A 26,429-nucleotide genomic window follows, 5' to 3' on the forward strand; every position below is an offset into this window, starting at 1 on the left:
ACGTGACCGATGCATCTGCGTGACGGCCTCCAGACCCATGCGACCGTCAGGCAGCGCTACGACCATCTGGTCGACACCGGCGCCATCGAGCGCGATCCGGCGCAGGAGCGCATCGCCGCCGCGCTCGACCGGCTGACCGACGAGATCTCGGTCAAGCGGCTGGCGCACAAGTCGAGCGCGCTCGGCTGGTTGTTTGCCCGCAAGCGCGAGACGCGCGAGGTCGTCAAGGGCCTCTACATCCATGGCGGCGTCGGCCGCGGCAAGACCATGCTGATGGACATGTTTTTCGAGCTGCTGCCGGTCCGCCGCAAGCGCCGCGTCCATTTCAACGACTTCATGGCAGATGTGCAGGACCGCATCCAGAAGCACCGGCAGGCGCGCAAGAACGGCGACGTCAAGGAGGACGATCCGATCCCGCCGGTCGCGCTCCAGCTTGCCGAACAGGCCTGGGTGCTGTGCTTCGACGAGTTTTCGGTCACCGACATTGCCGATGCGATGATCCTGTCGCGGCTGTTTTCGGCGCTGTTTGCCAATGGCGTGGTGCTGGTCGCCACCTCCAACGTCGCGCCCGAAAATCTCTATCGCGACGGGCTGAACCGCCAGCTCTTCCTGCCGTTCATCGGCATTCTCGAGCGCCACGCCCACGTGCTGACGCTCGATGTCGACAAGGACTACAGGCTGGAAAAACTCGCCCGGACGCCGGTCTATGTCACGCCGGCGGATGCCGAAGCCGACCGCGTGCTGGACGAGGCATGGCAAGCGATGACGCGCGGCGCGCCGGTCGCCGAAACAACCGTGGCAGTGAAGGGCAGGCAGGTGATGGTGCCGGCCGCCGCCGGCGACGCGGCGCGGTTTTCCTTTGCCGATCTCTGCGAAAAGCCGCTTGGCGCGCGTGATTTCCTTGCCATTGCCGGCCGCTTCTCGACCATCTTCATCGACCACGTCCCGGTACTCGGCGAAGGCAGGCGCAACGAGGCCAAGCGTTTTATCCTGTTGATCGATACGCTCTACGATCATCACACACGGCTGGTGGTGAGCGCCGAGGCCGCGCCGCCCGAGCTTTACACGGCCAAGCGCGGCGTCGAGGTGTTCGAATTCGAACGCACGGCCTCGCGGCTCATCGAGATGCAAAGCCGCGACTGGCTGGACGACTGGGCGGAACGGCAGAAGGTGATGGACGGGGCGAAGCACGTGCAGGCGTAGACACCGAGGTGGCGATCCTTCGCGCCCCCTCTGTCCTGCCGGACATCTCCCCCACGAGGGCAGGGGAATCGCATATGCGGAACAAAGATGGAATCTCGCGACGTTTGTTCTCGACGCGATTCCGATTTGTTCGCCGTTCGATTCCTCGAAAGAGTCCATATGCGATTGCCCTGCCCACGAGGGGGAGATCAGCAGCTTCGGCGCCTCGCCTATTCCTGCATTCGAGATTGGCGAAAGCCGGCGTGACGTCTGATCTCCCCCCATGTGGGGGAGATGTCCAGTAGGACAGAGGGGGGCGCTGTCCCGCCGGCGTCAGAGCTCATACAAATACATCACAAATCCCTCCGCCGGCCCATGCGCCTCACTGCGCGATTCATAAAGCGCGCGCGCCGCGATATTGTCCGGCTCGGTGCCGACCCAGGCTTCGCCGCAACCCTGCTCGCGGCCGAGCGCGAACATCGCGTCAAGCATTTTTCGCGCGATGCCCTGGCGCTGGAAGGCGGGCGAGACGCCGACTTCGTCGATGTAGAGTTCGCTCACCTTGTCGGGATGGCGGTGGATGACGGCGGCGCATTGGCCGACGACGGTGCCGTCGGACAAGGCGACAATCATGAAATGGCCCGGCGAGGCGAGGTAGGCGGCAAGCCTGTCGGGGCGCACCGGTTCGTCGAACACGTCTTCGGCGATCCGCTTCACAAGGGCGTCATCGCCTGGATATAGTCTTCTGATTTCCACGTTCATTGTGTAAAACCTCTCAAGTCGGCTTATAAACTTTGACGTTTACGTAAATCCCAATGTTTCTAACCGATTGAAATTATTCACTCGAAAATAATCGATTGAATATTATTTCCGCCGGGGCTACTGGATGCGGCGAAATCCGCTGATACCACAGCATTCCGGCCTCTTCCTCGACGCCGTCAACCAGATCACCAGAGATTTGGGCGTCGTCACAGACAAAGGGAAAATTTCCTCACATGGCACGCAACAAGATAGCGCTTATCGGCTCCGGCATGATCGGCGGCACGCTGGCTCACATGATCGGCCTCAAGGACCTCGGCGACGTGGTGCTGTTCGATATTGCCGAGGGCATTCCGCAAGGCAAGGGGCTGGATATCGCGCAGTCGTCGCCGGTCGACGGCTTCGATTCCCGGCTGACCGGCGTCAATGACTATGCCGGCATCGAGGGCGCCGACGTCTGCATCGTTACCGCCGGCGTGCCGCGCAAGCCGGGCATGAGCCGCGACGACCTGCTCGGCATCAACCTCAAGGTCATGGAACAGGTCGGCGCCGGGCTGAAGAAGTACGCGCCAAAAGCTTTCGTCATCTGCATCACCAACCCGCTCGACGCCATGGTGTGGGCGCTGCAGAAGTTTTCCGGCCTGCCCAAGACCCATGTCGTCGGCATGGCCGGCGTGCTCGACAGCGCGCGCTTCCGCTATTTCCTCGCCGAGGAGTTCAAGGTCTCGGTCGAGGACGTCACCGCCTTCGTGCTCGGCGGCCACGGCGATTCCATGGTGCCGATGATCCGTTATTCGACGGTATCCGGCATTCCGCTGCCCGACCTCATCAAGATGGGCTGGACCTCGAAGGAAAAGCTCGACCAGATCGTGCAGCGCACCCGTGACGGCGGTGCCGAGATCGTCGGACTCCTGAAGACCGGCTCGGCCTTCTACGCGCCGGCCGCCTCGGCCATCTCGATGGCTGAATCCTATCTCAAGGACAAGAAGCGCGTGCTGCCTTGCGCTGCGCATCTCTCGGGCCAGTATGGCGTCAAGGGCACCTATGTCGGCGTTCCCGTGGTCATCGGCGCCGGCGGCGTCGAGCGCATCATCGAGATCGACCTGAACAAGAGCGAGCAGAAGATGTTCGACGCTTCGGTGGCGACGGTGCAGGGCTTGACCGAGGCCTGCGTCAAGATCGCCCCGCACCTCGCTTCCAAGTGATCCCCCCGATCCGGAGACCATCCAGATGAACATCCATGAATATCAAGGCAAGGCGCTGCTGAGGAGCTTTGGCGCGCCGGTGGCCGAAGGCGTGCCGGTGTTCAAGGCGAGCGAGGCGGAAGCCGCCGCCAAGGCGCTGCCCGGCCCGCTCTATGTGGTGAAGAGCCAGATCCATGCCGGCGGCCGCGGCAAGGGCAAGTTCAAGGAGCTTGGTCCGGATGCCAAGGGCGGCGTGCGGCTGGCCAAGTCGGTGGCCGATGTCGTCGCCAACGCCAATGATATGCTCGGCCACACGCTGGTGACCAAGCAGACCGGACCGGCCGGCAAGCAGGTCAACCGGCTCTATATCGAGGACGGCGCCGACATCGAGCGCGAGCTCTATCTGTCGATCCTGGTCGACCGCACGGTCGGCCGCATCGCCTTCGTCGTGTCGACCGAAGGCGGCATGGACATTGAAGGCGTCGCCCACGACACGCCGGAAAAGATCATCACCCGCGCCATCGACCCGCTGGCCGGCGTGACGACCATCGACGTCGACATTTTGGTGGAAGCGCTGGGCCTCACCGGCGAAGCTGCCAAGGATGCCGGCACGCTGTTCCCGATCCTCTACAAGGCCTTCGTCGAAAAGGACATGAGCCTGCTCGAGGTCAACCCGCTGATCGTGATGAAGAACGGCCGGCTGCGCGTGCTCGATGCGAAGGTGTCATTCGACAACAATGCGCTGTTTCGCCATCCCGAACTGATGGAACTGCGCGACACCACCGAAGAGGACGAGAAGGAGATCGAGGCGTCGAAATACGACCTCGCCTATGTCGCGCTCGACGGCAATATCGGCTGCATGGTCAATGGCGCAGGCCTGGCCATGGCGACGATGGACATCATCAAGCTCTACGGCGCCGAGCCCGCCAACTTCCTCGATGTCGGCGGCGGCGCGTCGAAGGAGAAGGTGACGGCGGCGTTCAAGATCATCACCAAGGATCCGGCGGTCAAAGGCATTTTGATCAACATCTTCGGCGGCATCATGAAGTGCGACATCATTGCCGAGGGCGTCATTGCTGCGGTCAAGGAAGTCGGCCTGCAAGTGCCGCTGGTGGTGCGCCTGGAAGGCACCAATGCCGAACTCGGCAAGAAGATCATCAACGACAGCGGCCTCAACGTCGTGTCGGCCGATGATCTCGACGACGCAGCCAAGAAGATCGTGGCGGCGGTGAAGGGCTGAGCGGATGCCTCCGCGCAAGATAAACCTGGTCGAGGCAGCGGACGCGAAGATCAAGAAGGTCTTCGATCCGCATATCGCCGGCGACGTCAATGACAGCCAGGCCAAGGTCGCCAAGTTTGGCGAGACCTTCGACTGGCATGCGCATGAGCATGAGGACGAAGCCTTCCTCGTGCTGCGCGGGCGCATTGCCATCGATTTCCGCGATGGGCCGGTCGAACTCGGCGAGGGCGATTTCATCGTCGTGCCGAAGGGGGTCGAGCACCGGCCACGGTCGCTGACCGCCGAGCCGGTCGTGCTGATGTTCGAGCCGGCGACGACGCTCAACACCGGCAACGCCAAGAGCGACCTCACCGTCTCCGACCTGAAGCGGCTCTGACCCATGAACGCGGCTTCCTTCTCCTCGCTCTCGGCCGATCACCAACGCCTGCAGGCGCTGGTCGGTGCGTGGCGTGGCGAGGAAGAGCTGGCGGAGACACAATGGGCTGATGGCGGCACAGCCACTTCGGACGTGTTGGCGGAGGCACAGTTCGGCGGCCTGTTCGTGGTGCAGCGCTATCGCCAGCGCCGCGATGGAACCATATCGTTCGGCGCGCACAGCGTGTTCGGCTTCGACCAGCAAAACAGCCTCGTCACCATGCATCAGTTCGATTCGATGGGCTTTGTGCCGGCCTCGCCGGCCACGGGCACGTGGAACGGCGCTGAGCTGGTCCTGGAGCGTTCGTCGCCGCGCGGCGCCGCGCGCGTGACGTATCTTTTCGACGATGCCGATGCCTACCGCATGCGACTGCATTTCAAACCTGCCAACAGCGACAACTGGCAAGACATGGTGAGCGGCGTCTACCGGCGCGTCTCGCCTTCAACGATCAACGGTTTTTAGCAAAGGGCTCCGATGTCCATTCTCATCGACAAGAACACCAAGGTGCTGGTTCAGGGCCTGACCGGCAAGACCGGCACGTTCCACACCGAGCAGGCGCTGGCCTATCACGGCACCAAGATGGTGGGTGGCATCCATCCCAAGAAGGGCGGCGAGACCTGGACCGGCGCCAAGGGCGAAAGCCTGCCGATCTTCGCTTCCGTCGCCGAAGGCAAGGCCAAGACCGGCGCCAACGCCTCGGTCGTCTACGTGCCGCCGGCGGGCGCCGCCGAAGCCATCCTGGAAGCGATCGAGGCCGAAATCCCGCTGATCGTCTGCATCACCGAAGGCATTCCGGTGATGGACATGGTCAAGGTCAAGGCGCGGCTCGACCGCTCGACCTCGCGGCTGATCGGGCCGAACTGCCCGGGCGTGCTCACCCCGGACGAATGCAAGATCGGCATCATGCCCGGCAACATCTTCCGCAAGGGTTCGGTCGGCGTTGTTTCGCGCTCGGGAACGCTTACCTATGAGGCAGTCTTCCAGACCACCAATGTCGGCCTCGGCCAGACCACCGCCGTCGGCATTGGCGGCGACCCCGTCAAGGGCACCGAGTTCATCGACATGCTGGAGATGTTCCTTGCCGACGACGAGACCAAGTCGATCATCATGATCGGCGAGATCGGCGGTTCGGCGGAGGAAGACGCCGCGCAGTTCCTCAAGGACGAGGCCAAGCGCGGCCGCAAGAAACCGATGGCGGGCTTCATTGCCGGGCGCACCGCGCCGGCCGGCCGCACCATGGGCCATGCGGGCGCGGTCATCTCCGGCGGCAAGGGCGGCGCGGAAGACAAGATCGCGGCGATGGAATCGGCCGGCATCAAGGTTTCGCCATCGCCGGCACGGCTGGGCACGACCCTGGTCGAGGCGATCAAAGGGTAAGTGAGTAGTGAGTAGTCATTAGTGAGTAGTGAAAAGGGAAGAACGTGTGAGTAGCTGCTGAGCGGGAAAATTCCATTTTCTACTCACTACTGACTACTCACTATTCCCCTTGAAAAAGGAGACGGAGCTAGGCTCCGCAGACAAAAATGGCAAGACAAGATCAGGCCAACGACCAATTTTCGCTCACCTCATTTCTCTATGGCGGCAATGCCGACTACATCGACGCGCTGTACGCGTCCTATGAGGATGATCCAGAGTCGGTAAACCCCGAATGGCAGGACTTCTTCGCGGCGCTGAAGGACGACGCCGGCGATGTGCGCAAGAACGCCAAGGGCGCTTCCTGGGCGCGGCCCTCATGGCCGCTGCAGGCCAATGGCGAACTGGTGTCGGCGCTCGACGGCAATTGGGGTATGGTCGAGAAGACGGTCGAAAAGAAGGTCAAGGACAGGGCGGTCACCAACGGCATCGTGCTGTCGGACGCCGACGTGCACCAGGCGACCCGCGATTCGGTGCGCGCCATCATGATGATCCGCGCCTACCGCATGCGCGGCCATCTGCACGCCAATCTCGACCCGCTCGGCATCGCCAAGCCGCTCGAGGACTACAACGAGCTGTCGCCGGAGAACTACGGTTTCACCGCAGCCGATTACGACCGGCCGATCTTCCTCGACAATGTGCTCGGCCTCGAATTCGGAACCATCCGGCAGATGCTGGAGATTCTCACCCGCACCTATTGCTCGACGCTCGGCGTCGAGTTCATGCACATCTCCGATCCCGAGGAGAAGGCCTGGATCCAGGCGCGCATCGAAGGCACCGACAAGGAGATTTCCTTCACCGCCACCGGCAAGAAGGCGATCCTGCAGAAGCTGGTCGAGGCCGAAGGTTTCGAGCAGTTCATCGACGTCAAGTACAAGGGCACCAAGCGCTTCGGTCTCGATGGCGGCGAAGGGCTGATCCCGGCGCTGGAGCAGATCATCAAGCGCGGCGGCCAGCTCGGCATGAAGGAAATCGTGCTCGGCATGGCGCATCGCGGCCGGCTGAATGTGCTCAGCCAAGTGATGGCCAAGCCGCACCGCGCCATCTTCCACGAATTCAAGGGCGGCTCCGCCGCTCCCGACGAGGTCGAAGGCTCGGGCGACGTCAAGTACCATCTCGGCGCCTCGTCGGACCGCGAGTTCGACGGCAACAAGGTGCATTTGTCGCTGACCGCCAACCCCTCGCATCTGGAAATCGTCGATCCGGTGGTGATGGGCAAGGCGCGCGCCAAGCAGGACTATCTGTTCGGCCGCAGCCGTGAGGAAATCGTGCCGCTGGAAGAACGCGCCAAGGTGCTGCCGCTGCTGCTGCACGGCGACGCCGCCTTCGCCGGCCAGGGCGTGATCGCCGAAATCCTCGGCCTGTCTGGCCTGCGCGGCCACCGCGTCGCCGGCACGCTGCATTTCATCATCAACAACCAGATCGGCTTCACCACCAATCCGCGCTTCTCGCGCTCGTCGCCCTATCCGTCCGACGTCGCCAAGATGATCGAAGCGCCGATCTTCCACGTCAATGGCGACGATCCGGAAGCCACCGTCCATGCCGCCAAGGTGGCGATCGAATTCCGCATGAAGTTCCACAAGCCGGTGGTGGTGGACATGTTCTGCTACCGCCGGTTCGGCCACAATGAGGGCGACGAGCCTTCCTTTACCCAGCCGATCATGTACGCCAACATCCGCAACCACAAGACGACGGTGCAGGTCTATGCCGACCGGCTGATTGCCGAGGGCCATATCACCCAGGCCGAAGTCGATCAGATGAAGGCCGACTGGCGCGCGCATCTGGAATCCGAGTGGGAAGTCGGCCAGCACTACAAGCCCAACAAGGCCGACTGGCTGGATGGCGCCTGGTCGGGCCTGCGCACCGCCGACAACCAGGACGAACAGCGGCGCGGCAAGACCGCCGTGCCGGTCAAGGTGCTGAAGGACATCGGCAAGAAGCTGACCGAGGTGCCAAAGGGTTTCGAGGCCCACAAGACCATCATCCGCTTCCTCGAAAACCGCCGCCAGGCGATCGACTCGGGCGAAGGCATCGACTGGTCGACGGCCGAAGCGCTGGCTTTCGGCGCCATCTTGCTCGACGGCAATCCGATCCGGCTGTCCGGGCAGGATTCCGAACGCGGCACCTTCTCGCAGCGCCATTCCGTGCTCTACGACCAGCGCGACGAGACCCGCTACATCCCGCTCAACAATCTGTCGGCGGCGCAGGCCGGCTATGAAGTCATCAACTCGATGCTGTCGGAAGAGGCGGTGCTCGGCTTCGAATATGGCTACAGCCTTGCCGAGCCGAAGGCGCTGACCTTGTGGGAGGCGCAGTTCGGTGACTTCGCCAACGGCGCCCAGGTGGTGTTCGACCAGTTCATCTCCTCGGGCGAGCGCAAGTGGCTGCGCATGTCGGGCCTGGTCTGCCTGCTGCCGCATGGTTTTGAGGGCCAGGGTCCGGAACACTCCTCGGCGCGTCTCGAACGCTTCCTGCAGCTTTGTGCCGAAGACAATATGCAAGTCGCCAACTGCACCACGCCGGCCAACTACTTCCATATCCTGCGCCGGCAGTTGAAGCGTGACTTCCGCAAGCCGCTGATCCTGATGACGCCGAAGTCGCTGCTGCGCCACAAGCGGGCGGTGTCGACGCTGCCGGAAATGTCGGGCGAAAGCTCGTTCCACCGGCTGCTGTGGGACGATGCCCAGCTGTTGGAGAACCAGGCGATCAAGCTGGTCAAGGATTCGAAGATCCGCCGTGTCGTGCTGTGCTCGGGGAAGGTCTACTACGACCTCTATGAGGAGCGCGAAAAGCGTGGGATCAACGACATCTACCTGCTGCGCGTCGAACAGCTCTACCCGTTCCCGGCCAAGGCGCTGATCACCGAACTGTCGCGTTTCCGTAACGCCGAGATGGTGTGGTGCCAGGAAGAGCCCAAGAACATGGGCGCCTGGTCGTTCATCGATCCGTATCTGGAATGGGTGCTGGCGCATATCGACGCCAAGCATCAGCGCGTGCGCTACACCGGCAGGCCGGCGGCGGCATCGCCGGCGACCGGGTTGATGTCGAAGCATCTGGCACAGCTTGCTGCCCTGCTCGAAGACGCGCTCGGCGAATAGAACTCACACAGAGAAGAAACGGACAGGCACAATGGCTACCGAAATCCGCGTTCCCACTCTCGGCGAATCCGTCACCGAGGCGACCATCGGCAAGTGGTTCAAAAAGGTCGGCGATGCCATTGCCGTCGACGAGCCGCTGGTCGAGCTCGAGACCGACAAGGTGACGGTGGAGGTGCCTGCCGCCGCCGCCGGCACGCTGAGCGAAATCGTCGCCAAGGAAGGTGAGACCGTCGGTGTCGGCGCGCTGCTCGGGTCGATCTCTGCCGGCGGTGCGGCCGCAGCTCCGGCGAGCAAGCAGGAGACCAAGGCGGTTGCGCAGGCGTCGAGCCCGGACGCCGCACACACCACCAAGCAGGCGGCCGCCGAGACGGCCAAGATCGCCGGCGACAGCCAGGTCGAGGCGCGCACCATGCCGCCGGCGCCGGCCGCAGCCAAACTGATCGCCGAGAACAATCTGTCGGTCGACCAGGTCTCCGGCTCGGGCAAGCGCGGCCAGGTGCTGAAGGGCGACGTGCTCGACGCGATTTCCAAGGGCGCACCGTCGCAGCCGGCCGAAACGCCGAAGGCTGCGCCGGCCCCGGTCGCGGTGCGTGCGCCGTCTTCCGGTGACGATGCTTCGCGTGAAGAACGCGTGCGCATGACCAAGCTGCGCCAGACCATTGCGCGCCGGCTGAAGGAAGCGCAGTCGACCGCCGCCATGCTGACCACCTTCAACGAGGTCGACATGTCAGCGGTGATGGCGCTCAGGACCAAGTACAAGGACATCTTCGAGAAGAAGCATGGCGTGAAGCTCGGCTTCATGGGCTTCTTCACCAAGGCCGTGACCCACGCCTTGAAGGAGATCCCCTCGGTCAATGCCGAGATCGACGGCACCGACATCATTTTCAAGAACTATGCCCATATCGGCGTCGCCGTCGGCACCGAAAAGGGCCTCGTCGTGCCGGTGGTGCGCGACGCCGACCAGATGTCGATTGCCGAGATCGAGAAGGATATCGGCCGGCTGGGCATTGCCGCGCGTGACGGCAAGCTGTCGGTCGCCGATATGCAAGGCGGCACCTTCACGATCTCCAATGGCGGCGTTTACGGCTCGCTGATGTCGACGCCGATCCTCAATGCGCCGCAGTCGGGTATTCTCGGCATGCACAAGATCCAGGACCGGCCGGTCGTGGTCGGCGGCCAGATCGTGATCCGGCCGATGATGTATCTGGCGCTCTCCTACGATCACCGCATCGTCGACGGCAAGGAAGCGGTGACCTTCCTGGTCCGCGTCAAGGACAGCCTGGAAGATCCGGAACGGCTGGTGCTCGACCTCTAGGATCGGTTCGGTGGCTGAAACTGCCGAGCCAATCGATCTGTTCGAGCTTGTTACGACAGGCCGGGCGGGGCCTGTCGAGCTTGGCAAAAGCAGCCGTGAAACGATTCGAGGCTTGATCGATCCGGAGGATGTGCGGGCGGACAATCATTTTCGCCACGGGGATGCCGGATCCGCTTGGTGCATATACGGCACGAATTGCGAATTCTTCTTCAGCCCCGATTTTCGCTTGCGGTCGATCAGCATCGAGCCTGTTTTCGGAAGAATGCAACCGGGTGGAATGATGGCGACTTGGCACGGCCATCTGGATGTCGATGTTGGCCGGCATCCCGTGACTTTTGCAGGCACAAAGCCGATAGCGATACATACCTTGCCCAAGGCACTGCAGTTCCTGAACGAAAGCGAATTCAAGTGGGCAATCGGCGGTGGCCGCGAGCGCGACGTTTATATTGAGCTGGCGGAGAGTTCTCGCATTTTGACCCTCAAATACGAGGTGAACGCGGTTCCGGTCGACAGGAATGAGAACGTGGCGTTCGAGATGGACTATTTTCTTTCGACGATCTTCATCCTCGATCAAGCTGTTCAAGGCGGATAGCAGTGACGATCCGTTCTTTCTTGTCCGAAAGCCTGTCGACTGCATCGATAGCGGTCGGCGTGGCAATGATCCCTGCGGTCGCCTATCCCGCCTGTCCGCTGGCGCTTGCCGTCTATGGCGATGCCGAGAGCGATGCCGGCATCGATTTCCGGCCGACGATGGATGCGGCCACCGTCACCAACTCCTTCAGGATGGTGCTCGACAAGGGAGTCGTGCTCGACGGCATCGTCATGTGGACCACAGGCGTTTCGCGGCCGCACGGATCGCTGATGTACAAATGCCCGACCGGTGACGTCACCGGGGACGAACTCGCCGCCTGCACCGTGTGGCAAGGCGTCGTCTACAGCGCCGACGACAAGGGCAACATCGCGCTTCTGGCGTCGGAAGGCACGGACGCACCGCAGAGCCTGATTTTTCCGGATCTCGGACCGTCGCTGCAGATGTCGTCGGCCTTCGGCGCCAACGGTTTCTCGAAACTGCCGTGGGATGTGTTTCTGCTGAAAGGTTGCCAGGAATGAGCGCGGCCAAGAAAGTGCTTCTGGTCACCGGCGGCAGTCGCGGCATCGGCGCGGCCGTCTGCCGGCTCGGTGCCGCCGCCGGTTACCGCGTCGCGGTCAACTATGCTTCGAATGAGGCTGCCGCCAAGGCGCTGGTCGCCGAGATCGAGGCGGCGGGCGGCGAAGCTTTCGCGGTCAAGGGTGACGTCGGCAACGAAGCCGACATCGTCGCCATGTTCGAGGCGGTCGACCATCGCTTCCGCCGGCTCGATGCGCTGGTCAACAATGCCGGCGTCGTCGACGTCAAGGCGCGCGTCGACGAAATGAGCCTGGCGCGACTGGAACGCATGATGCGCATCAATGTCATCGGCTCGTTTCTGTGCGCGCGTGAGGCGGTCAAGCGCATGTCGAGCAAGAATGGCGGCCATGGCGGCGCCATCGTCAACATTTCGTCGGCGGCGTCGATACACGGTTCGCCCGGCGAGTATGTCGACTACGCCGCGTCCAAGGCGGCGATCGACACTTTCACGCTCGGGCTGGCACGCGAAGTCGCGACCGAAGGCGTGCGCGTCAATGCGATACGGCCAGGCATTATCGACACCGAGATCCACGCATCCGGCGGTCAACCGGACCGGGTCGAGCGGTTCCGCGACATGCTGCCTATGAAACGGGCCGGCACGGCGGATGAAGTCGCGCATGCCGTTCTCTATCTTTTGTCGGATGAAGCGTCCTATACGACAGGCGCGATCCTGAATGTTAGCGGCGGCCGCTGAGGCCACAAATCAAAGGGATAGAGCATGATGTTCTCCGAAAACCGCTTCACACTTTTCGGCATCATGCTCTAGGCAAGAAGGACACCCATCATGGCTTATGACGTCGTTATCATCGGGTCGGGACCGGGCGGCTATGTCTGCGCCATCAAGGCGGCGCAGCTCGGGCTGAAGGTCGCGGTGGTCGAGAAGAACGCCACCTTCGGCGGCACCTGCCTCAACATTGGCTGCATCCCGTCCAAGGCGCTGCTCTACGCCTCCGAGATGTTCGCCGAGGCCGGCCATTCCTTCGATACGCTGGGCGTCGAGATACCGGCGCCGAAACTCAATCTGAAGAAGATGATGGCGCACAAGGACGCGACCGTTTCGGCCAACGTCAACGGCGTCGCCTTCCTGTTCAAGAAGAACAAGATCGACTCGTTCCGTGGCACCGGCAAGGTGGTCGCCGCCGGCAAGGTCTCGGTGACGGCTGAGGACGGCAAGGTCGAGGAGCTCGAGACAAAAAACATCGTCATTGCCACCGGCTCGGATGTCGCCGGCATTCCCGGCGTCAAGGTCGACATCGACGAGAAGGTGATCCTGTCGTCGACCGGCGCACTGTCGCTGGCCAAGGTTCCGGAGCGTCTGGTGGTGGTCGGCGGCGGCGTCATCGGTCTCGAACTCGGCTCGGTCTGGGCGCGGCTCGGCGCCAAGGTCACCGTGGTCGAATTCCTCGACACTATTCTCGGCGGCATGGACGGCGAGGTGTCAAAACAGTTTCAGCGCCTGCTCTCCAAGCAGGGTTGTGAGTTCAAGCTCGGCGCCAAGGTGACCGGCGTCACCAAGGCCAAGAAGGGCGCGACGGTCACCTTCGAGCCGGTCAACGGCGGTGCTGCCGAGACCATCGAGGCCGATGCGGTGCTGATCTCGACGGGACGGCGCGCCTATTCCGACAGTCTCGGGCTGAAGGAGGCCGGCGTCGAGGTCGATGAGCGCGGCCGGGTCAAGACCGACGGGCATCTGCGGACCAATGTGGCCGGGATCTATGCCATTGGCGATGTCATCGCCGGACCCATGCTGGCGCACAAGGCCGAGGACGAAGGCGTGGCGGTAGCCGAGACCATTGCCGGCCAGGCCGGCCATGTGAATTACGACGTCATCCCGAGCGTCGTCTACACCAGCCCGGAAATCGCTTCGGTCGGCAAGACCGAGGAAGAACTGAAGAAGGCCGGCATCGACTACAAGGTGGGAAAATTCCCGTTCACCGCCAATGGCCGGGCGCGCGCCATGCTGCATACGGACGGCTTTGTGAAGATCCTCGCCGACAAGGCGAGCGACCGCGTGCTCGGCGTTCACATCGTCGGCTTCGGCGCCGGCGAGATGATCCACGAGGCGGCGGTGCTGATGGAGTTCGGCGGCTCGTCGGAAGATCTCGCCCGCACCTGTCACGCGCATCCGACCATGTCGGAAGCGGTCAAGGAAGCGGCGCTGGCCACATTCTTCAAGCCGATCCATATTTAGCGAAGACGGGCGGCCCCACGCGACTTTGTCATCCTGGGCCTCCGCCCGTGGATGACGAAGGTGGTGGTTCGCCGCCAATCGCCAAAAGTCTCACAAAACAAAACGGCCCGCTTTGCAGCGGGCCGTTCTTCGTTGAATCAGGGGCCTGATCAGTTGGCCGGTGCGGGCGCCGGAGCCGGAGCAGGTGCCGGGGCGGGAGCTGGCGCAGGAGCCGGTGCTGGTGCGGGGGCTGGTGCGGGAGCAGGCGCCGGTTCGGCGGGCTTCATCGGTTCAGCCGGTGCAGGCGCGGGCGCCGGTGTGCTGGCTGCCGGCGGCTCGGCGGGCGCAGGATGCTCGCCGCTTCTGCCGAAAATATAGTACGCAACAATCGCAAGGATGACGACGACCAGCGCAATCAGCCAGCCGCTGCCACCACCCGACTTAGGCGCTGGGTCGTTAGGGTTCGCCATAAAAGTGTCCTCCGTGGATGAAAAGCATCAATCAACACCCATCAACGCGCAACCGTTGAACGGGTTTCATACTAGGCCTTGAAATTGCCGAACGCAGGAAAATTCTGATTCGCAATCTCTTGTTGGCCAGTATTTCCCCCGCAAAATCAATCACGAACGGGTGGAAACGAGTTTAGCTGGCCTTTTTCGCCAAAAATAGGGCCAACCGGCCTTCGGGTCGCGAATCAACTGCGAATACGGACGAGCCGCGTCTTGGGTGATTCGGTGCGCGAGAGGCGGCGGCGCAAGTCAGTCGACGGCGGTGACAGTGTAGCCGGCTTTGCGAAAATCCTCGATCAGACCTTCGGGGCCGGGAAGATGCAGGGCGCCGACCGCCATGAAGGCATTGCCCTTGGCCAGGATCGGCTGGGCGTGGTCGACCATCACCTTGTTGCGGTCGGTGATCATGGCCTGCTCGAAGGCGGCGTAGCCTGTGGCGTCGTCTTCCTCGCCTGGCGACATTGAACGCAGGAGCGGCCAGAACGTGCCGGTATCGCCGCGCTGGTAGAGCACGATCATGGTCTCGTTGATGTCGTTTATCTTGTCGCCGAGCTTCAGGGTTTCAACCAGCCCCTTGATGTGAAAGGCGATCGGCAGCGAAGCCATGGCGCGGAGCTGGCCGGCGGCGGTCTCCAATCCTTCTACCGGCTTGCCGTTAGCCTTGGCGTCCTCAGCCAGCTTGACGTCGAGAACCGGAGCGCCGCCTGCCTGGCGGGCGACCTCGCAGACCGGCAGCGCGACCATGGCCGACAGCAGCCACGGCTTCATCTTGGAGACGCTCGCTGGCGGAATGCCGCGCGCATCGAGCCCCTTGTTCACCACCGCCGCATCCTCCGGCGACAACAGCGACGATAGCGTCGTGCTGTCGGTGAACATCATCAGCTCGGGCTCCTTCAGCATGGCCTCCATCATCTTCTGCTTGTCGAGCACGTCGGTGGTTTCGATGATGATGATGCCGGCTGCGTCGTAGGCTCGCTTGGCGGCCGGCGGCAGCGTGGTCACGCGCGGGTCGGTCATGTGCATGGTGCCGAACAGGAAGGACGGCTTCTCGCCTGATTTCTCCAGCTTCCACAACAGGCCCTTGCCGTTCAGCGTCGCCGCTGCTTCCGTTTCGATTCTGGCATAGGTGGCGGGGTCGTCCTTCTGCAGGGCCGACAACAGATCGGCGCCGGCACAGACCGGCGCTTCGGCATGTGCCTTGCCCATGGCGAGCAGCAGCACAACGAGGAAAGACAGGAAAAACAGAGCGTTGAGCGCGGCGAGCAGCTTCAGCGACACAAGGGCCGCGCGGTCGGCAATGGCGATGACGCGTTTCATGATCGCCTTTCTAGGGATGAAAAGCGGCGAAACGGTTAATCGGTGTGGGGAAATTGTCGTCGACTAGTGCTGAGGCTCAGAAGGGCGATCTGCGCTGATAGGTGGCGCACACGTTGATGGTTAGCCGAAAACACCTATCCCGTCGTCATCCACGGGCGGAGCAAGGAGCGTAGCGACGCAGTGCAGACCCGAGGATCCATGCCGCGACTTCTAGGCGCCGCGACGGTGCAGAATTCTGCTCCTCCGAGTTCTACGACTGAGGTAACGGCATGGATACTAGGGTCTCCGCGACGGAGCTTCGCTCCTGCTTCGCCCTAGTATGACGAAGTCGGGGGTTTCACGCCCTTGGGTGCGCGGACTCGTAAATCTCGAGCAGCCTTGCGGTGTCGACGCCGGTGTAGACCTGCGTCGTCGACAGGCTGGCATGGCCGAGCAACTCCTGGATGGTGCGCAGATCGCCGCCGCGGCCGAGCAGATGGGTGGCGAAAGAGTGGCGCAGCGCGTGCGGGGTGGCGGTATCGGGAAGGTTCAGCGCCGAGCGCAGTTTGGCCATGTCGCGCTGGACGATGGCCGGATTGAGCGGTCCGCCGCGGGCGCCGCGAAACAAAAGGCCCTTGGGGTCAAGATGGTAGGGGCACAGTTTGCGGTATTCGGCGATGGCCCTCAGCGCCACCGGCAGCACCGGCACCAGCCGCGTCTTGCCGCCCTTGCCGGTGACGCGCAGGACGGTGTCGGTCTCCGACGCCAGATCGGCGGCACTGAGGCCAAGCGCTTCGGAAATGCGCAGGCCGGAGCCGTAAAGCAGCGTCAGCACGGCGGCGTTGCGGGCGGCGATCCAGGGTTCGTCCGCCAGTTGACCTTCCACCGAGACGACATGTTTTGCGTCGCTGGCGGTGAGCGGCTTGGGCAGCGATTTCGGCTGGCGTGGGGCGCGCAGCGCTGCTGCTCCCGCTGCGTTGGCGAGACCGCGCCGTTCGAGGAAACGCAACAGCGAGCGGATGCCGGCAAGACCCCGGCCGAGCGTGCGGGCGCCGGCGCCGGCGTTGCGCCGCGCGGCAAGAAAACCGCGCAGGTCGGCTGGGCGCAGAGTGGCGATGTCGGAAATGCCGGGCGAGCCGCCACAATGTCCCGTCAGGAAATGCAGGAACTGGCGCGTGTCGCGCTCATAGGCTTCGACCGTCGCCGGCGACAGCCGGCGTTCGCGTGCCAGCATCTTCAGCCAGTTTTCGCGCGCTGCCTGGAGGTCGGGTTTTGCCGGGATGAGGAATTCCTGCATGCGGCCATTATCCGGTGGTCGGGTTAGGAAGCGGTGAAGAACCCGTCATTGAAATGGCCACGGGCGATCATTGAAATGACGCCGGTAGGGCGGTAGAGCAAGGCAAAGGATATCAGCTATGTCGAAGCCCCAGAACCCCGTCCAAATGGCCGTGATCGGCGCCGCCCACGGCATCAAGGGCGAATTGCGGGTGAAGACCTTCACTGGCGAACCGCTGGCGCTGGCCGATTATGGGCCGCTCTATGCCAAGGACGGCCGCGCCTTCCAGATCATCGACATAAGGCCGGCCAACACAGTGGTCGTGGTGCGCTTCAAGGGCATCAGCGACCGCAATGCCGCCGAGGCGCTGGCCGGAACCGAACTGTTCGTCGACCGCTCGATGCTGCCGGACGATGGCGAGGAGGACGAGTTCTACCATGCCGATCTCGTCGGGCTCGAGGTCCGTGACGATACGGATGCGGTCCTCGGCAAGGTTGTCGCCGTGCACAATTTCGGCGGGGGCGACATTCTCGACGTCACGCTTGGCGGCCGCAAGGGCGTGCTGATCCCGTTCACCCAGGCCGCCGTGCCGCAAGTGGCGGTTGCCGAGGGTTTCGTCCGCGTCGACCCAGCAGCGGCCGGGCTGATCGAGGACGAGGATGGCGAGGCGCCGCATGACGACGGCTTCGACCCCAAGGGCAGGCCGCGCGGGCCGCGCGACGCCGGAGGCAACCGGTGACATTCAAAGCCTCGGTGCTGACGCTTTATCCCGAGATGTTTCCGGGCGGGCTCGGCCTGTCGCTGGCCGGGCGGGCGCTCGAAGCCGGCACATGGTCGCTGGAAGCGGTCCAGATCCGTACCTTCGCTGAGGATCGCCACCACACGGTCGACGACACGCCGGCCGGCGGCGGCGCCGGCATGGTGATGCGCGCCGATGTGCTGGCCAAGGCGATCGATCACACGGCGCCGGCCGGCGATCCGCGGCCAAAACTGCTGATGAGCCCGCGCGGCAAACCGCTGACGCAGGCGCGCGTGCGCGAACTGGCGGCCGGACCAGGCGCGGTCATCATCTGCGGCCGCTTCGAAGGCGTCGACCAACGCCTGATCGAGGCGCGGAACCTGGAGGAAGTCTCCATCGGTGATTTCATCCTCTCCGGCGGCGAGCCGGCGGCGCTGGTGCTGCTCGACGCCGTGGTGCGGCTGCTGCCCGGCGTCATGGGCAATGCGGTGTCGGGCGAGGAAGAGAGCTTTGAGAACGGCCTGCTCGAACATCCGCATTACACGCGGCCGCAGGAATTCGAGGGCAGGCCGATCCCCGACGTGCTGACGTCAGGCAATCACAAGAGGATCGCCGCATGGCGCCGTGCGGAGTCCGAGAAGCTGACGAAGGAGCGGCGCCCGGATTTGCTGGATGAGCGCGGCAAGAATGGCTGAGATTGCCCAGAGTTCAGCGTCGCTGCGGTTCTTCGGCGACGATCTCGATCCAGCCGAACTCACGAACCTTTTGGAAGGCCAACCGACCTACGCCGTTCGGAAAGGGGATTATCATACACATCCCCCAAACCAGCCACCTCGTGTCGCGCTGAAGGGACTCTGGAGGCTGTCGTCTGGAAATGGCAAGGGCGATCAACTCGATCACCAGATCGCAAGCATCCTGAACACGCTCACGTCGGACCTTGGTATCTGGGCAGATCTCGTGCGGCGATTCAAGGTAGATATGTTCTGCGGTGTCTGGCTCGATGAGGAAAATCAAGGCTTGGGATTGACCCCGACTACACAGCAAATGCTGGGTGAACGTGGCATCAAACTGGGACTCGACATCTACTACGCACCGCCAGGGCATAGCGACTACGATTCGGCCTGAGAACGATCCGCCTCACCCCTTGCTGAAATAATAAAACGCCAGAAATAGGCCGACAGCAACGACGAAGCCGCGTACTGCGTTTTGCGGCACGCGCTTGGCGATCCATACGCCGGCATAGCCGCCGAGCGCGCCGCCGGGGATCATGACGATCGCTTGCGGCCAGGCGACGACGCCGCCGGAAACGAAGACGATGATCGCCACTGCCGCGATGACCACGGCCAGCATGTTCTTCAGCGCGTTCAGTCGATGATAATCGCCAGCCTGGGTCAGGCCGAGCGTCGCCAGCATCATCACGCCCATGCCGGCGCCGAAGAAGCCGCCATAGATGGCGGTGAGGAACTGCGCCAGCGACCCGGCGAGCGAGCCGACCGCGGCCTCTTGCCCAGGCTTGGGCGCCGGCTTCAGCCACGGTCCGGCGGCGAAAAGCGCTGTGGCGGCCAAAAGCAGCCACGGCACCATGACGCGAAAGGACGGGTTGGACAGCGCCAGCAGGATGAAGGCGCCGGCCAGCGCGCCGGCCGCCGAGATCAGGCAGAGCAGCAGCGCGCCGCGCCAGAAATGCTTGATGTCGGTCCAGTAGGCCAGTGTCGAGGTGACGTAGCCCGGAAACTGCGTCACCGAGGAGGTGGCGTTGGCGACGATCGGCGGTACGCCGACCAGCGACATGGCGCCGAATGTGATGAAGGTGCCGCCGCCGGCGACCGCATTGCACGCGCCAGACAGAAAGCCTGCCGCAAACAGCAGGACCGCGTCGAGAACGGACATATCGAAAATCGTCATGAGACTGGCGCCGGACAACAATGCTCCGCCCGGCTTAGGAAGCTTGTGGGGCCGGCGCAACCCCGCACTGGACGATTGCGTGATGGCATGCGACCAAAAAAGACAGGGCCAAGGCGTGACAAGTGCGTGAAATAGCTGTATGTGCCCGCCCGTACTGGCGAGAAAAATCTCCCAGACCCGTCAACAATGACGGTGTAGTCGCCCCTGCCCGATGTCCGGAAGACAGATGTCTCGGAGACAAAGGGCATAGCCGAGCGGTCAATGGAACTGCAAGGCGAGTGTCGGACGCTCTGACTGTCGGAAGAACAAGAAGTGGACTATTGAGATGGATATCATCCGTCAGCTCGAGGCCGAACAGGCCGCCAAGATCGAAGCCAAGCGCAAGCTTCCCGAATTCCAGCCCGGCGACACCGTGCGCGTCCAGGTCCGCGTGACTGAGGGAACCCGCACCCGCGTCCAGGCCTATGAAGGCGTCGTCATCGCCCGCTCCGGCGCCGGCTTCCAGGAAAACTTCACCGTCCGCAAGATCTCCTACGGCGAAGGCGTCGAGCGCGTTTTCCCGGTCTTCTCGCCGATGGTCGAGGGCGTCGAGATCGTCCGCCGCGGCAAGGTGCGCCGCGCCAAGCTCTATTACCTGCGCGATCGTCGCGGCAAGTCGGCCCGCATTTCGGAAAACACCGGCGTGCGCGCCCGCAAGCTCAACGATGAGGAGCGCGATGCGCTGAACGCCGAGAAGGCCCGCATCGAGGCCGAGAAGGTCGCTGCCGCCCAGGCGCTGGCCGCCGAGACGGCTGCCAAGGAAGCCGCCGAGAAGAAGGCCGCCGCCGAGGCTGAAGCAGCTGCCAAGGCTGCCGCGGAAGCGACCCCGGCCGAATAAGATCTCGGCCAAGGATTTTGAAAAGGCGGCTTCGGCCGCCTTTTTTCGTTTCACCGGAGTGTGAACGATTGTCGGCCGAGAATCCGGTTGCGGCTGTTGACAGGCAATTATCTTGTACACTAAATAATCGTGCACAAGATAATTGGAGAACTGAAATGTCCGCACTCTACACCACACAGGCCCACGTCACTGGCGGCCGCGCCGGCCATGGCGAGACCAGCGACGGCCTGCTCAAGGTCGACCTCGCTTTGCCCAGGGAACTCGGCGGAGCTGGTGGCGCCACCAATCCCGAGCAGCTGTTCGCGGTCGGCTATGCCGCCTGCTTCGAAAGCGCCATCCGTTTCGTCGCGCGCAAGCAGAAGCTGCCGCTGACCGATGCGTCGGTGACCTCGACCGTCAGCCTGCTTCCCAATGGCGAAGGCTTCAAGCTCGGTGTCGCTCTCGCCGCCGAGACGAAAGGCCTTGATCAGGCGGCGGCGGAAGCGCTTGTATCGGAAGCGCACAAGATCTGCCCCTATTCCAATGCCATCAAGGGCAATATCGAGGTGGCGCTTTCGACAGTGGCGCTTCCGGCAAAGGCAGCATGACGACGACGACCGAAACCAGAGCCAGCGAAGTCCCGGCGGATACCGCCGGGACGATCGCCGTCCCGCGCCTCGACCAGCAGCTCTGCTTCGCGCTCTATTCGGCCAGCGGGCTGATGACCAAGCTCTATCGGCCGCTGCTCGACCCGCTCGGCCTGACCTATCCGCAATATCTGGCGATGCTGGCGCTGTGGCAGCATGCGCCGAGCACGGTCGGCGACCTCGGCGAGGCGCTGGGGCTCGATTCGGCGACGCTGACGCCGCTGCTCAAGCGGCTCGAGGTGGGTGGCCTCGTCACCCGCCGGCGCGATCCGGCCGACGAGCGTCGCGTGCTGGTCGAACCGACAGCCAAGGGCCAGGCGCTGCGCGCCCGCATCAAGGACGTGTCCGCAGGCCTTGCCTGCGCCATGCCGCTGGAAGTCGAGGAGCTGAGGTCGCTGCACCGCACCTTGACCGGCTTTGTCGCCAAATTGCGTGACGCGACGTCAACATCCTGACCCGTCGTTTGACGGGTTTCCTTGTGTCCGGGAGCGGCCTAGTTTGCCGTGGCGGGGCACGGCATAAATGCCGACCGCGAAGCGTCCTAAAGCCGCGCCGGTTAAAGGCATTGAAATCCACTTTCACCCGGCCTTAAGCACCGGACCGGCTTGCAAGCCGTCTGCGGACGGCTAAAGTCGCGCCCGGATTTTCATGCGAGCCCGGCTGTATATGGGCTTCTCACCCTGGAGTGTGTCATGACCAAATCGAAACTGCTGCTGGCTGCGCTTGCGGCCTGTCTTCTCGCGCCTGTCGCCGCATGGGCAGCCGATGCGCTGCCCGATCTCGGCGGCAAGAAGGTGGTGGTGGTGACGGAAAACGCCTATCCGCCGCTGCAGTTCATCGACGCCAAGACCGGCAAGCAGATCGGCTGGGAATATGACGCGATGGACGAGATCGCCAAGCGGCTGAACTTCAAGGTCGAGTACCAGAACACCTCCTGGGACGCGATGATCCAGGCGGTCTCCGACAACCAGTACAACATCGGCATGACCGGCATCACCATCAAGGACGACCGCAAGGAGAAGGTCGATTTCTCCGACCCCTATATGCGCTCGGAACAGTTCATGCTGGTACGCGGCGACGAAAGCCGCTTCACCGACGCCAAGACCTTTGGCGCCTTCAAGGACGGGCTGATCGGTGCCCAGGCCGGCACCACGCCCTTCTACACCGCCGTCTACAGCGTGCTCGACGGCAATGAGCAGAACCCGCGCATCAAGCTGTTCGAAACGTTCGGCGCCACCGTGCAGGCACTGAAGTCCGGTGACGTCGATGTCGTCCTGACTGACGGCACCGCCGGCAAGGGCTATGTCGATGCCTCCGAAGGCAAGCTGAAGCTGATCGGTGGCCCGCTCGGCACCGAGGACTTTGGTTTCATCTTCCCGAAGGGCTCGGACTTGGTGAAGCCGGTCAACGCTGCCATCGCCGCGCTGAAGGCCGACGGCACGCTCGATGCGCTGAACAAGAAGTGGTTTCTTGATTACAAGATGGGGCAGTAGGCGCTGTTGTCGCTACAGTCGGCAAAGCTGCCAATCTCCCCCCTTGCGGGGGAGATGCCCGGCAGGGCAGAGGGGGGTGTGCAGGAGCGCCCCCTTTTCATTTCGAGCTTTTCCAAACAGAATCCGGCCAAAGGTTGTGCCTATGACCGGTTGACAGGCTGGAGGGACAGCACCCCCCTCTGTCCTGCCGGACATCTCCCACGCAAGGGGGGAGGTAAACAGTTCTTGCGAAGGCAGCTGTTCACCGGCATTGGGAACTGATGCCCCCCGCCTCAACCCCCAAATCCGACTTCCCCTGGTGGCTGGCTGCCGCGATCGTGCTTGCCGTCCTGGCCGCGCTCTTTATTGCCGCCAGCGATCTCTACGCCCAGGTTTTCGCCACCGTCGCCAAGGGCATCGGCATCACCGTCTTCGTCACCGTGGTCGCCTTTGCGCTGGCCTCAGCCATTGGGCTCGGCATTGCACTGATGGGGCTGTCGGGGTCGCGCTGGCTCAGGCAAATCGCGCGCTTCTATGTCGAGATCATCCGTGGCGTGCCGATCCTGGTGCTGTTGTTCTGGATCGCCTTTGCCGGCGCGCCGGCCTTCGTGGCGGCCTGGAACGCGCTGACCGCGCCGCTGCAGAATGCCGGCTTCTTCGGCGAACTGCTGGTGCGCGACGTCTCGCTATTGTGGCGCGCCATCATGGCGCTGACCATCGGCTATTCGGCTTTCATCTCGGAGGTTTTCCGCGCCGGCATCCAGGCGGTCGAGAAGGGCCAGATCGAAGCGGCCAAGGCGTTGGGGCTGTCGCGCACGCAGCGCTTCCGGCTGATCGTGTTTCCGCAGGCGATCCGCACCATATTGCCGCCGCTCGGCAACGACTTCGTCGCCATGGTCAAGGATTCGTCGCTGGTCTCGGTGCTCGGCGTCGCCGACATCACCCAGATGGGCAAGATCTACGCCGCCGGCTCGTTCCGCTTCTTCGAGACCTATTCGATCGTCGCCTATATCTACCTCATCCTGACCGTCGGCCTGTCGCTGGCGCTGCGCGCGCTGGAGCAGCGGCTGCGGCGCGCGCACGAGGAATAGAAGTTCCGCGAAGACCGGGCTACGATCGCGAAAAGACCGTGCCGGGAGGATGCAGGCGATGAATGTCGACAAGGCCAATGCGGCGCTGGACTCGGTCTATTCGGCCGACACGCCGGAAGGGCTGGCCAAGGCCTATGCCGACTGGGCCGCGACCTATGACAGCGAGACCGCCTCGCTCGGTTATCTCTTGCCGTTCCTGATCGCCGCCTGGGTGGCGCGCCATGTGCCGGCGGGGCAAGGCCCGCTGCTCGACGCCGGCTGCGGCACTGGCCTGTCCGGGCCGTCGCTGAAGGCGCTGGGCTATCACGACCTTGCCGGACTCGACCTGTCCGACGACATGCTGAAAATCGCCGGCAGCCGCAACGCCTATGGCGATCTGAAACAGGCCATGCTCGGTGGCCCGCTCCCTTGGCCCGACGGACATTTTCGCGCCTTCTTCTCGACCGGCGTTTTCACCATCAGCCACGCGCCGGCGTCCGGCCTGCACGAACTTGCCCGCATCACCAGGAAAGGCGGTCACGCCATCTTCACCGTGCGCGACCAGGTCTTCGAAAGCGGCGGCTTCCAGGCGGTATTCGACGAATTGGAGCGGGCCGGGAAATGGCGGCCGGTCGAGCAAAGCCCGTGGTTCCGCTGCTACGCCATCGCCGAGCCGGATGCGCTGGTGAAGACGTTTGTGTTCGAGGTGGTTTGAGCGGCGAGTTCGCCAACCTTGGCTCCCTTCCTCTCCCTCCGGAGGGGGGAGAGGTGGCGCTGCGGAGCAGCGACGGAGTGGGGGAACCACCTGGCAACCGTCGCCAACGGACATTGAAAAGCGACCAAGGCGCACGAATCTTCCTGCATCGCGCTAAGGGTCGACCCCCACTCCGTCGAGCTTCGCTCGACACCTCTCCCCCGATCGACGGGGGAGAGGAAGGGCGCGAGTTCGCCGACCTTGGTGCCCTTCCTCTCCCCGAAGTGCGGAAGTAAGAGCGAGGAACGCAAGTTCTGCTAAGCTCGCCGCAATTGCCGAGAAGCCAAAACATTGGTATGAGCCACGCCATGGAAGAGCTTTTTGGCGATCCGGCCTACAAGGGTTTCGTGCTGCAGGACAGAAAACGCCTGCCGTCGCGTTTCTCCGCGCGCGTTTCCGGCGCGCTTACCAGCCGACTTAGCTGAGCCCTTCGGCGCGCCGGCCGTTGTCCGGCGCTTCTCCTCTTCCCTTTTTGCAAATCGACGGATTTACGCACATGAGCGCACCGCGCACCCTCTACGACAAGATATTCGACGAGCATGTCGTCGATCGCCAGGACGACGGCACCTGCCTGCTCTACATCGACCGCCACCTCGTCCATGAAGTGACCAGCCCGCAGGCCTTCGAAGGCCTGCGCATGAGCGGCCGCAAAGTCCGGCATCCGGAAAAGACGCTGGCCGTGGTCGATCACAATGTCTCGACCTCGCCCGAGCGCAAGTTCGGCATCAAGAACGAGGAAAGCCGCATCCAGGTCGAGGCGCTGGCCACCAACGCCCGGGATTTCGGCATCGAATATTATTCCGAGAACGATATCCGCCAGGGCATCGTCCACATTATCGGGCCGGAGCAGGGCTTTACGCTGCCCGGCATGACCATCGTCTGCGGCGACAGCCATACCTCGACCCATGGCGCCTTCGGCGCGCTGGCGCATGGCATTGGCACGTCGGAGGTCGAGCATGTGCTGGCCACACAGACGCTGATCCAGCGCAAGGCCAAGAACATGCTGGTGCGTGTCGACGGCCAGCTGCCGGAAGGTGTTACCGCCAAGGACATCATCCTTGCCATCATCGGCGAGATCGGCACCGCCGGCGGCACCGGCTACGTCATCGAATATGCCGGCGAGGCGATCCGCGCGCTGTCGATGGAAGGCCGCATGACGATCTGCAACATGTCGATCGAGGGCGGCGCGCGCGCCGGCCTGATCGCGGCGGATGAGACCACCTTCGCCTATGTCAAGGACAAGCCGCGCGCGCCGAAGGGCGCCGCCTGGGATGCGGCGCTCGAATACTGGAAGACGCTGCAGTCCGACGAAGGCGCGCATTTCGACAAGGTGATCGTGCTCGACGCGGCCAAACTGCCGCCGATCGTCTCCTGGGGCTCCTCGCCCGAGGACGTGGTCTCGGTGCAGGGCGTCGTTCCCAACCCGGAAGAGATCACGGATGAGAACAAGCGCACCTCAAAGATCCGCGCGCTCGACTATATGGGGCTGACGCCGGGAACCAAGATCACCGACATCACGCTCGACCGTGTCTTCATCGGTTCCTGCACCAATGGCCGCATCGAGGATTTGCGCGCCGTGGCCAAGGTGGTCGAAGGCAAGATCGTGAGTGCGCATGTCGATGCCATGATCGTGCCGGGCTCCGGCCTGGTCAAGGAACAGGCGGAGGCCGAAGGTCTGGACAAGATCTTCATCGCCGCCGGTTTCGACTGGCGGGAGCCGGGCTGCTCGATGTGTCTGGCCATGAACGACGACCGGCTGAAGCCGCATGAACGCTGCGCCTCGACCTCGAACCGCAATTTCGAGGGCCGGCAGGGTTTCAAGGGCCGCACCCATCTGGTGTCGCCGGCCATGGCGGCGGCGGCGGCGATCGCCGGCCATTTCGTCGACATCCGCGACTGGAAATAAGCTTCCGGGCACGCAGTTCAGAACGCTTACCAGACCCCGGACCGCATCGCGGGAC

The 26,429-nt window shown here is 63.4% G+C and carries 26 protein-coding genes; 22 read left to right on the plus strand and 4 right to left on the minus strand.

Going from position 1 to position 26,429, the window contains the following annotated elements; translation table 11 throughout:
* Positions 1-9 precede the first annotated feature (9 nt).
* Complete coding sequence (zapE, locus tag AC1DZ8_RS05590; RefSeq protein ID WP_477309599.1) at positions 10-1,203, plus strand: cell division protein ZapE; 1,194 nt, start codon at positions 10-12, stop codon at positions 1,201-1,203.
* 312 nt (positions 1,204-1,515) lie between these two features.
* Here zapE and AC1DZ8_RS05595 read toward each other — a convergent pair whose 3' ends face one another.
* A complete protein-coding gene (locus AC1DZ8_RS05595; protein ID WP_477307842.1) occupies positions 1,516-1,944 on the minus strand; it encodes an N-acetyltransferase family protein in 429 nt (142 codons plus the stop codon).
* Between the two features lie 233 nt (positions 1,945-2,177).
* Here AC1DZ8_RS05595 and mdh point away from each other — a divergent pair, with 233 nt between their 5' ends.
* The 11 genes from mdh to lpdA all read left to right on the plus strand — a co-directional run bounded on the left by mdh (position 2,178) and on the right by lpdA (position 13,965).
* A complete protein-coding gene (mdh, locus tag AC1DZ8_RS05600; protein ID WP_112560100.1) occupies positions 2,178-3,146 on the plus strand; it encodes a malate dehydrogenase in 969 nt (322 codons plus the stop codon).
* A gap of 25 nt (positions 3,147-3,171) precedes the next feature.
* A complete protein-coding gene (gene sucC / locus AC1DZ8_RS05605; RefSeq protein ID WP_477307844.1) occupies positions 3,172-4,365 on the plus strand; it encodes an ADP-forming succinate--CoA ligase subunit beta in 1,194 nt (397 codons plus the stop codon).
* 4 nt (positions 4,366-4,369) lie between these two features.
* A complete protein-coding gene (locus AC1DZ8_RS05610; RefSeq protein WP_477400452.1) occupies positions 4,370-4,741 on the plus strand; it encodes a cupin domain-containing protein in 372 nt (123 codons plus the stop codon).
* A 3-nt stretch (positions 4,742-4,744) separates the two neighbouring features.
* Positions 4,745-5,242, plus strand: a complete 498-nt coding sequence (locus tag AC1DZ8_RS05615; RefSeq protein WP_477307848.1) for a DUF1579 family protein — start codon at positions 4,745-4,747, stop codon at positions 5,240-5,242.
* A gap of 12 nt (positions 5,243-5,254) precedes the next feature.
* Positions 5,255-6,157, plus strand: coding sequence for a succinate--CoA ligase subunit alpha (sucD, locus tag AC1DZ8_RS05620; protein ID WP_477307850.1), 903 nt, complete (start codon positions 5,255-5,257; stop codon positions 6,155-6,157).
* A 146-nt stretch (positions 6,158-6,303) separates the two neighbouring features.
* The gene (locus AC1DZ8_RS05625) at positions 6,304-9,291 is read left to right on the plus strand and encodes a 2-oxoglutarate dehydrogenase E1 component (RefSeq protein WP_477307852.1); all 2,988 of its coding nucleotides are present in this window, start codon (positions 6,304-6,306) and stop codon (positions 9,289-9,291) included.
* A gap of 31 nt (positions 9,292-9,322) precedes the next feature.
* Positions 9,323-10,606: a 2-oxoglutarate dehydrogenase complex dihydrolipoyllysine-residue succinyltransferase gene (odhB, locus tag AC1DZ8_RS05630; RefSeq protein ID WP_477400455.1), complete on the plus strand. Its 1,284-nt coding sequence runs from the start codon at positions 9,323-9,325 to the stop codon at positions 10,604-10,606.
* 10 nt (positions 10,607-10,616) lie between these two features.
* The gene (locus AC1DZ8_RS05635) at positions 10,617-11,198 is read left to right on the plus strand and encodes a hypothetical protein (protein ID WP_477307856.1); all 582 of its coding nucleotides are present in this window, start codon (positions 10,617-10,619) and stop codon (positions 11,196-11,198) included.
* 65 nt (positions 11,199-11,263) lie between these two features.
* On the plus strand, positions 11,264-11,716 hold the full coding sequence (locus tag AC1DZ8_RS05640; protein ID WP_477308039.1) for a hypothetical protein: 453 nt from the start codon (positions 11,264-11,266) through the stop codon (positions 11,714-11,716).
* Entirely contained in the window at positions 11,713-12,468 is a 756-nt protein-coding gene (locus AC1DZ8_RS05645) for an SDR family oxidoreductase (protein WP_477400457.1), read from the plus strand. The genes AC1DZ8_RS05640 and AC1DZ8_RS05645 overlap by 4 nt, the downstream gene beginning before the upstream one ends.
* 90 nt (positions 12,469-12,558) lie before the next feature.
* A complete protein-coding gene (gene lpdA / locus AC1DZ8_RS05650) occupies positions 12,559-13,965 on the plus strand; it encodes a dihydrolipoyl dehydrogenase (protein WP_477307860.1) in 1,407 nt (468 codons plus the stop codon).
* 737 nt (positions 13,966-14,702) lie between these two features.
* On the opposite strand, the gene AC1DZ8_RS05655 is transcribed toward lpdA, so the two are convergent.
* Both AC1DZ8_RS05655 and AC1DZ8_RS05660 read right to left on the minus strand, forming a co-directional pair.
* Positions 14,703-15,770, minus strand: coding sequence for a TraB/GumN family protein (locus tag AC1DZ8_RS05655; protein WP_477307862.1), 1,068 nt, complete (start codon positions 15,768-15,770; stop codon positions 14,703-14,705).
* Between the two features lie 337 nt (positions 15,771-16,107).
* Positions 16,108-17,046 carry a tyrosine recombinase XerC gene (locus AC1DZ8_RS05660; RefSeq protein WP_477307864.1) on the minus strand — a complete coding sequence of 313 codons (939 nt, stop codon included), beginning with the start codon at positions 17,044-17,046 and terminating at the stop codon, positions 16,108-16,110.
* Positions 17,047-17,164: 118 nt separating this feature from the next.
* Between AC1DZ8_RS05660 and rimM the strand changes: the two genes are divergently transcribed.
* From rimM to AC1DZ8_RS05675, 3 genes are read left to right on the plus strand one after another with little or no spacing between them, the layout of a single operon-like run.
* Positions 17,165-17,764, plus strand: coding sequence for a ribosome maturation factor RimM (rimM, locus tag AC1DZ8_RS05665; protein ID WP_477307866.1), 600 nt, complete (start codon positions 17,165-17,167; stop codon positions 17,762-17,764).
* Entirely contained in the window at positions 17,761-18,459 is a 699-nt protein-coding gene (trmD, locus tag AC1DZ8_RS05670; protein ID WP_477307868.1) for a tRNA (guanosine(37)-N1)-methyltransferase TrmD, read from the plus strand. The genes rimM and trmD overlap by 4 nt, the downstream gene beginning before the upstream one ends.
* Positions 18,452-18,889 (plus strand): DUF4279 domain-containing protein, encoded by a 438-nt coding sequence (locus AC1DZ8_RS05675; protein ID WP_477307870.1) that lies wholly within the window; start codon positions 18,452-18,454, stop codon positions 18,887-18,889. Before trmD ends, AC1DZ8_RS05675 begins: the two co-directional genes overlap by 8 nt.
* 12 nt (positions 18,890-18,901) lie before the next feature.
* On the opposite strand, the gene AC1DZ8_RS05680 is transcribed toward AC1DZ8_RS05675, so the two are convergent.
* Complete coding sequence (locus AC1DZ8_RS05680) at positions 18,902-19,654, minus strand: sulfite exporter TauE/SafE family protein (protein WP_477308041.1); 753 nt, start codon at positions 19,652-19,654, stop codon at positions 18,902-18,904.
* Positions 19,655-19,994: 340 nt separating this feature from the next.
* Between AC1DZ8_RS05680 and rplS the strand changes: the two genes are divergently transcribed.
* From rplS to leuC, 7 genes are all read left to right on the plus strand, one after another.
* Positions 19,995-20,546 (plus strand): 50S ribosomal protein L19, encoded by a 552-nt coding sequence (gene rplS, locus AC1DZ8_RS05685; protein ID WP_477307872.1) that lies wholly within the window; start codon positions 19,995-19,997, stop codon positions 20,544-20,546.
* A gap of 155 nt (positions 20,547-20,701) precedes the next feature.
* Complete coding sequence (locus AC1DZ8_RS05690; protein WP_477307874.1) at positions 20,702-21,133, plus strand: organic hydroperoxide resistance protein; 432 nt, start codon at positions 20,702-20,704, stop codon at positions 21,131-21,133.
* Positions 21,130-21,627: a MarR family winged helix-turn-helix transcriptional regulator gene (locus AC1DZ8_RS05695; RefSeq protein WP_477307876.1), complete on the plus strand. Its 498-nt coding sequence runs from the start codon at positions 21,130-21,132 to the stop codon at positions 21,625-21,627. Before AC1DZ8_RS05690 ends, AC1DZ8_RS05695 begins: the two co-directional genes overlap by 4 nt.
* Positions 21,628-21,864: 237 nt before the next feature.
* Positions 21,865-22,665 (plus strand): transporter substrate-binding domain-containing protein, encoded by an 801-nt coding sequence (locus tag AC1DZ8_RS05700; protein WP_477289399.1) that lies wholly within the window; start codon positions 21,865-21,867, stop codon positions 22,663-22,665.
* Positions 22,666-22,925: 260 nt separating this feature from the next.
* On the plus strand, positions 22,926-23,735 hold the full coding sequence (locus AC1DZ8_RS05705) for an amino acid ABC transporter permease (RefSeq protein ID WP_477307878.1): 810 nt from the start codon (positions 22,926-22,928) through the stop codon (positions 23,733-23,735).
* Positions 23,736-23,793: 58 nt separating this feature from the next.
* Positions 23,794-24,429 carry a class I SAM-dependent DNA methyltransferase gene (locus tag AC1DZ8_RS05710; RefSeq protein WP_477307880.1) on the plus strand — a complete coding sequence of 212 codons (636 nt, stop codon included), beginning with the start codon at positions 23,794-23,796 and terminating at the stop codon, positions 24,427-24,429.
* A 535-nt stretch (positions 24,430-24,964) separates the two neighbouring features.
* Positions 24,965-26,374 carry a 3-isopropylmalate dehydratase large subunit gene (leuC, locus tag AC1DZ8_RS05715; RefSeq protein WP_477307882.1) on the plus strand — a complete coding sequence of 470 codons (1,410 nt, stop codon included), beginning with the start codon at positions 24,965-24,967 and terminating at the stop codon, positions 26,372-26,374.
* Positions 26,375-26,429: the final 55 nt, after the last annotated feature.

Source organism: Mesorhizobium sp. P2_F7, from assembly GCF_056403695.1.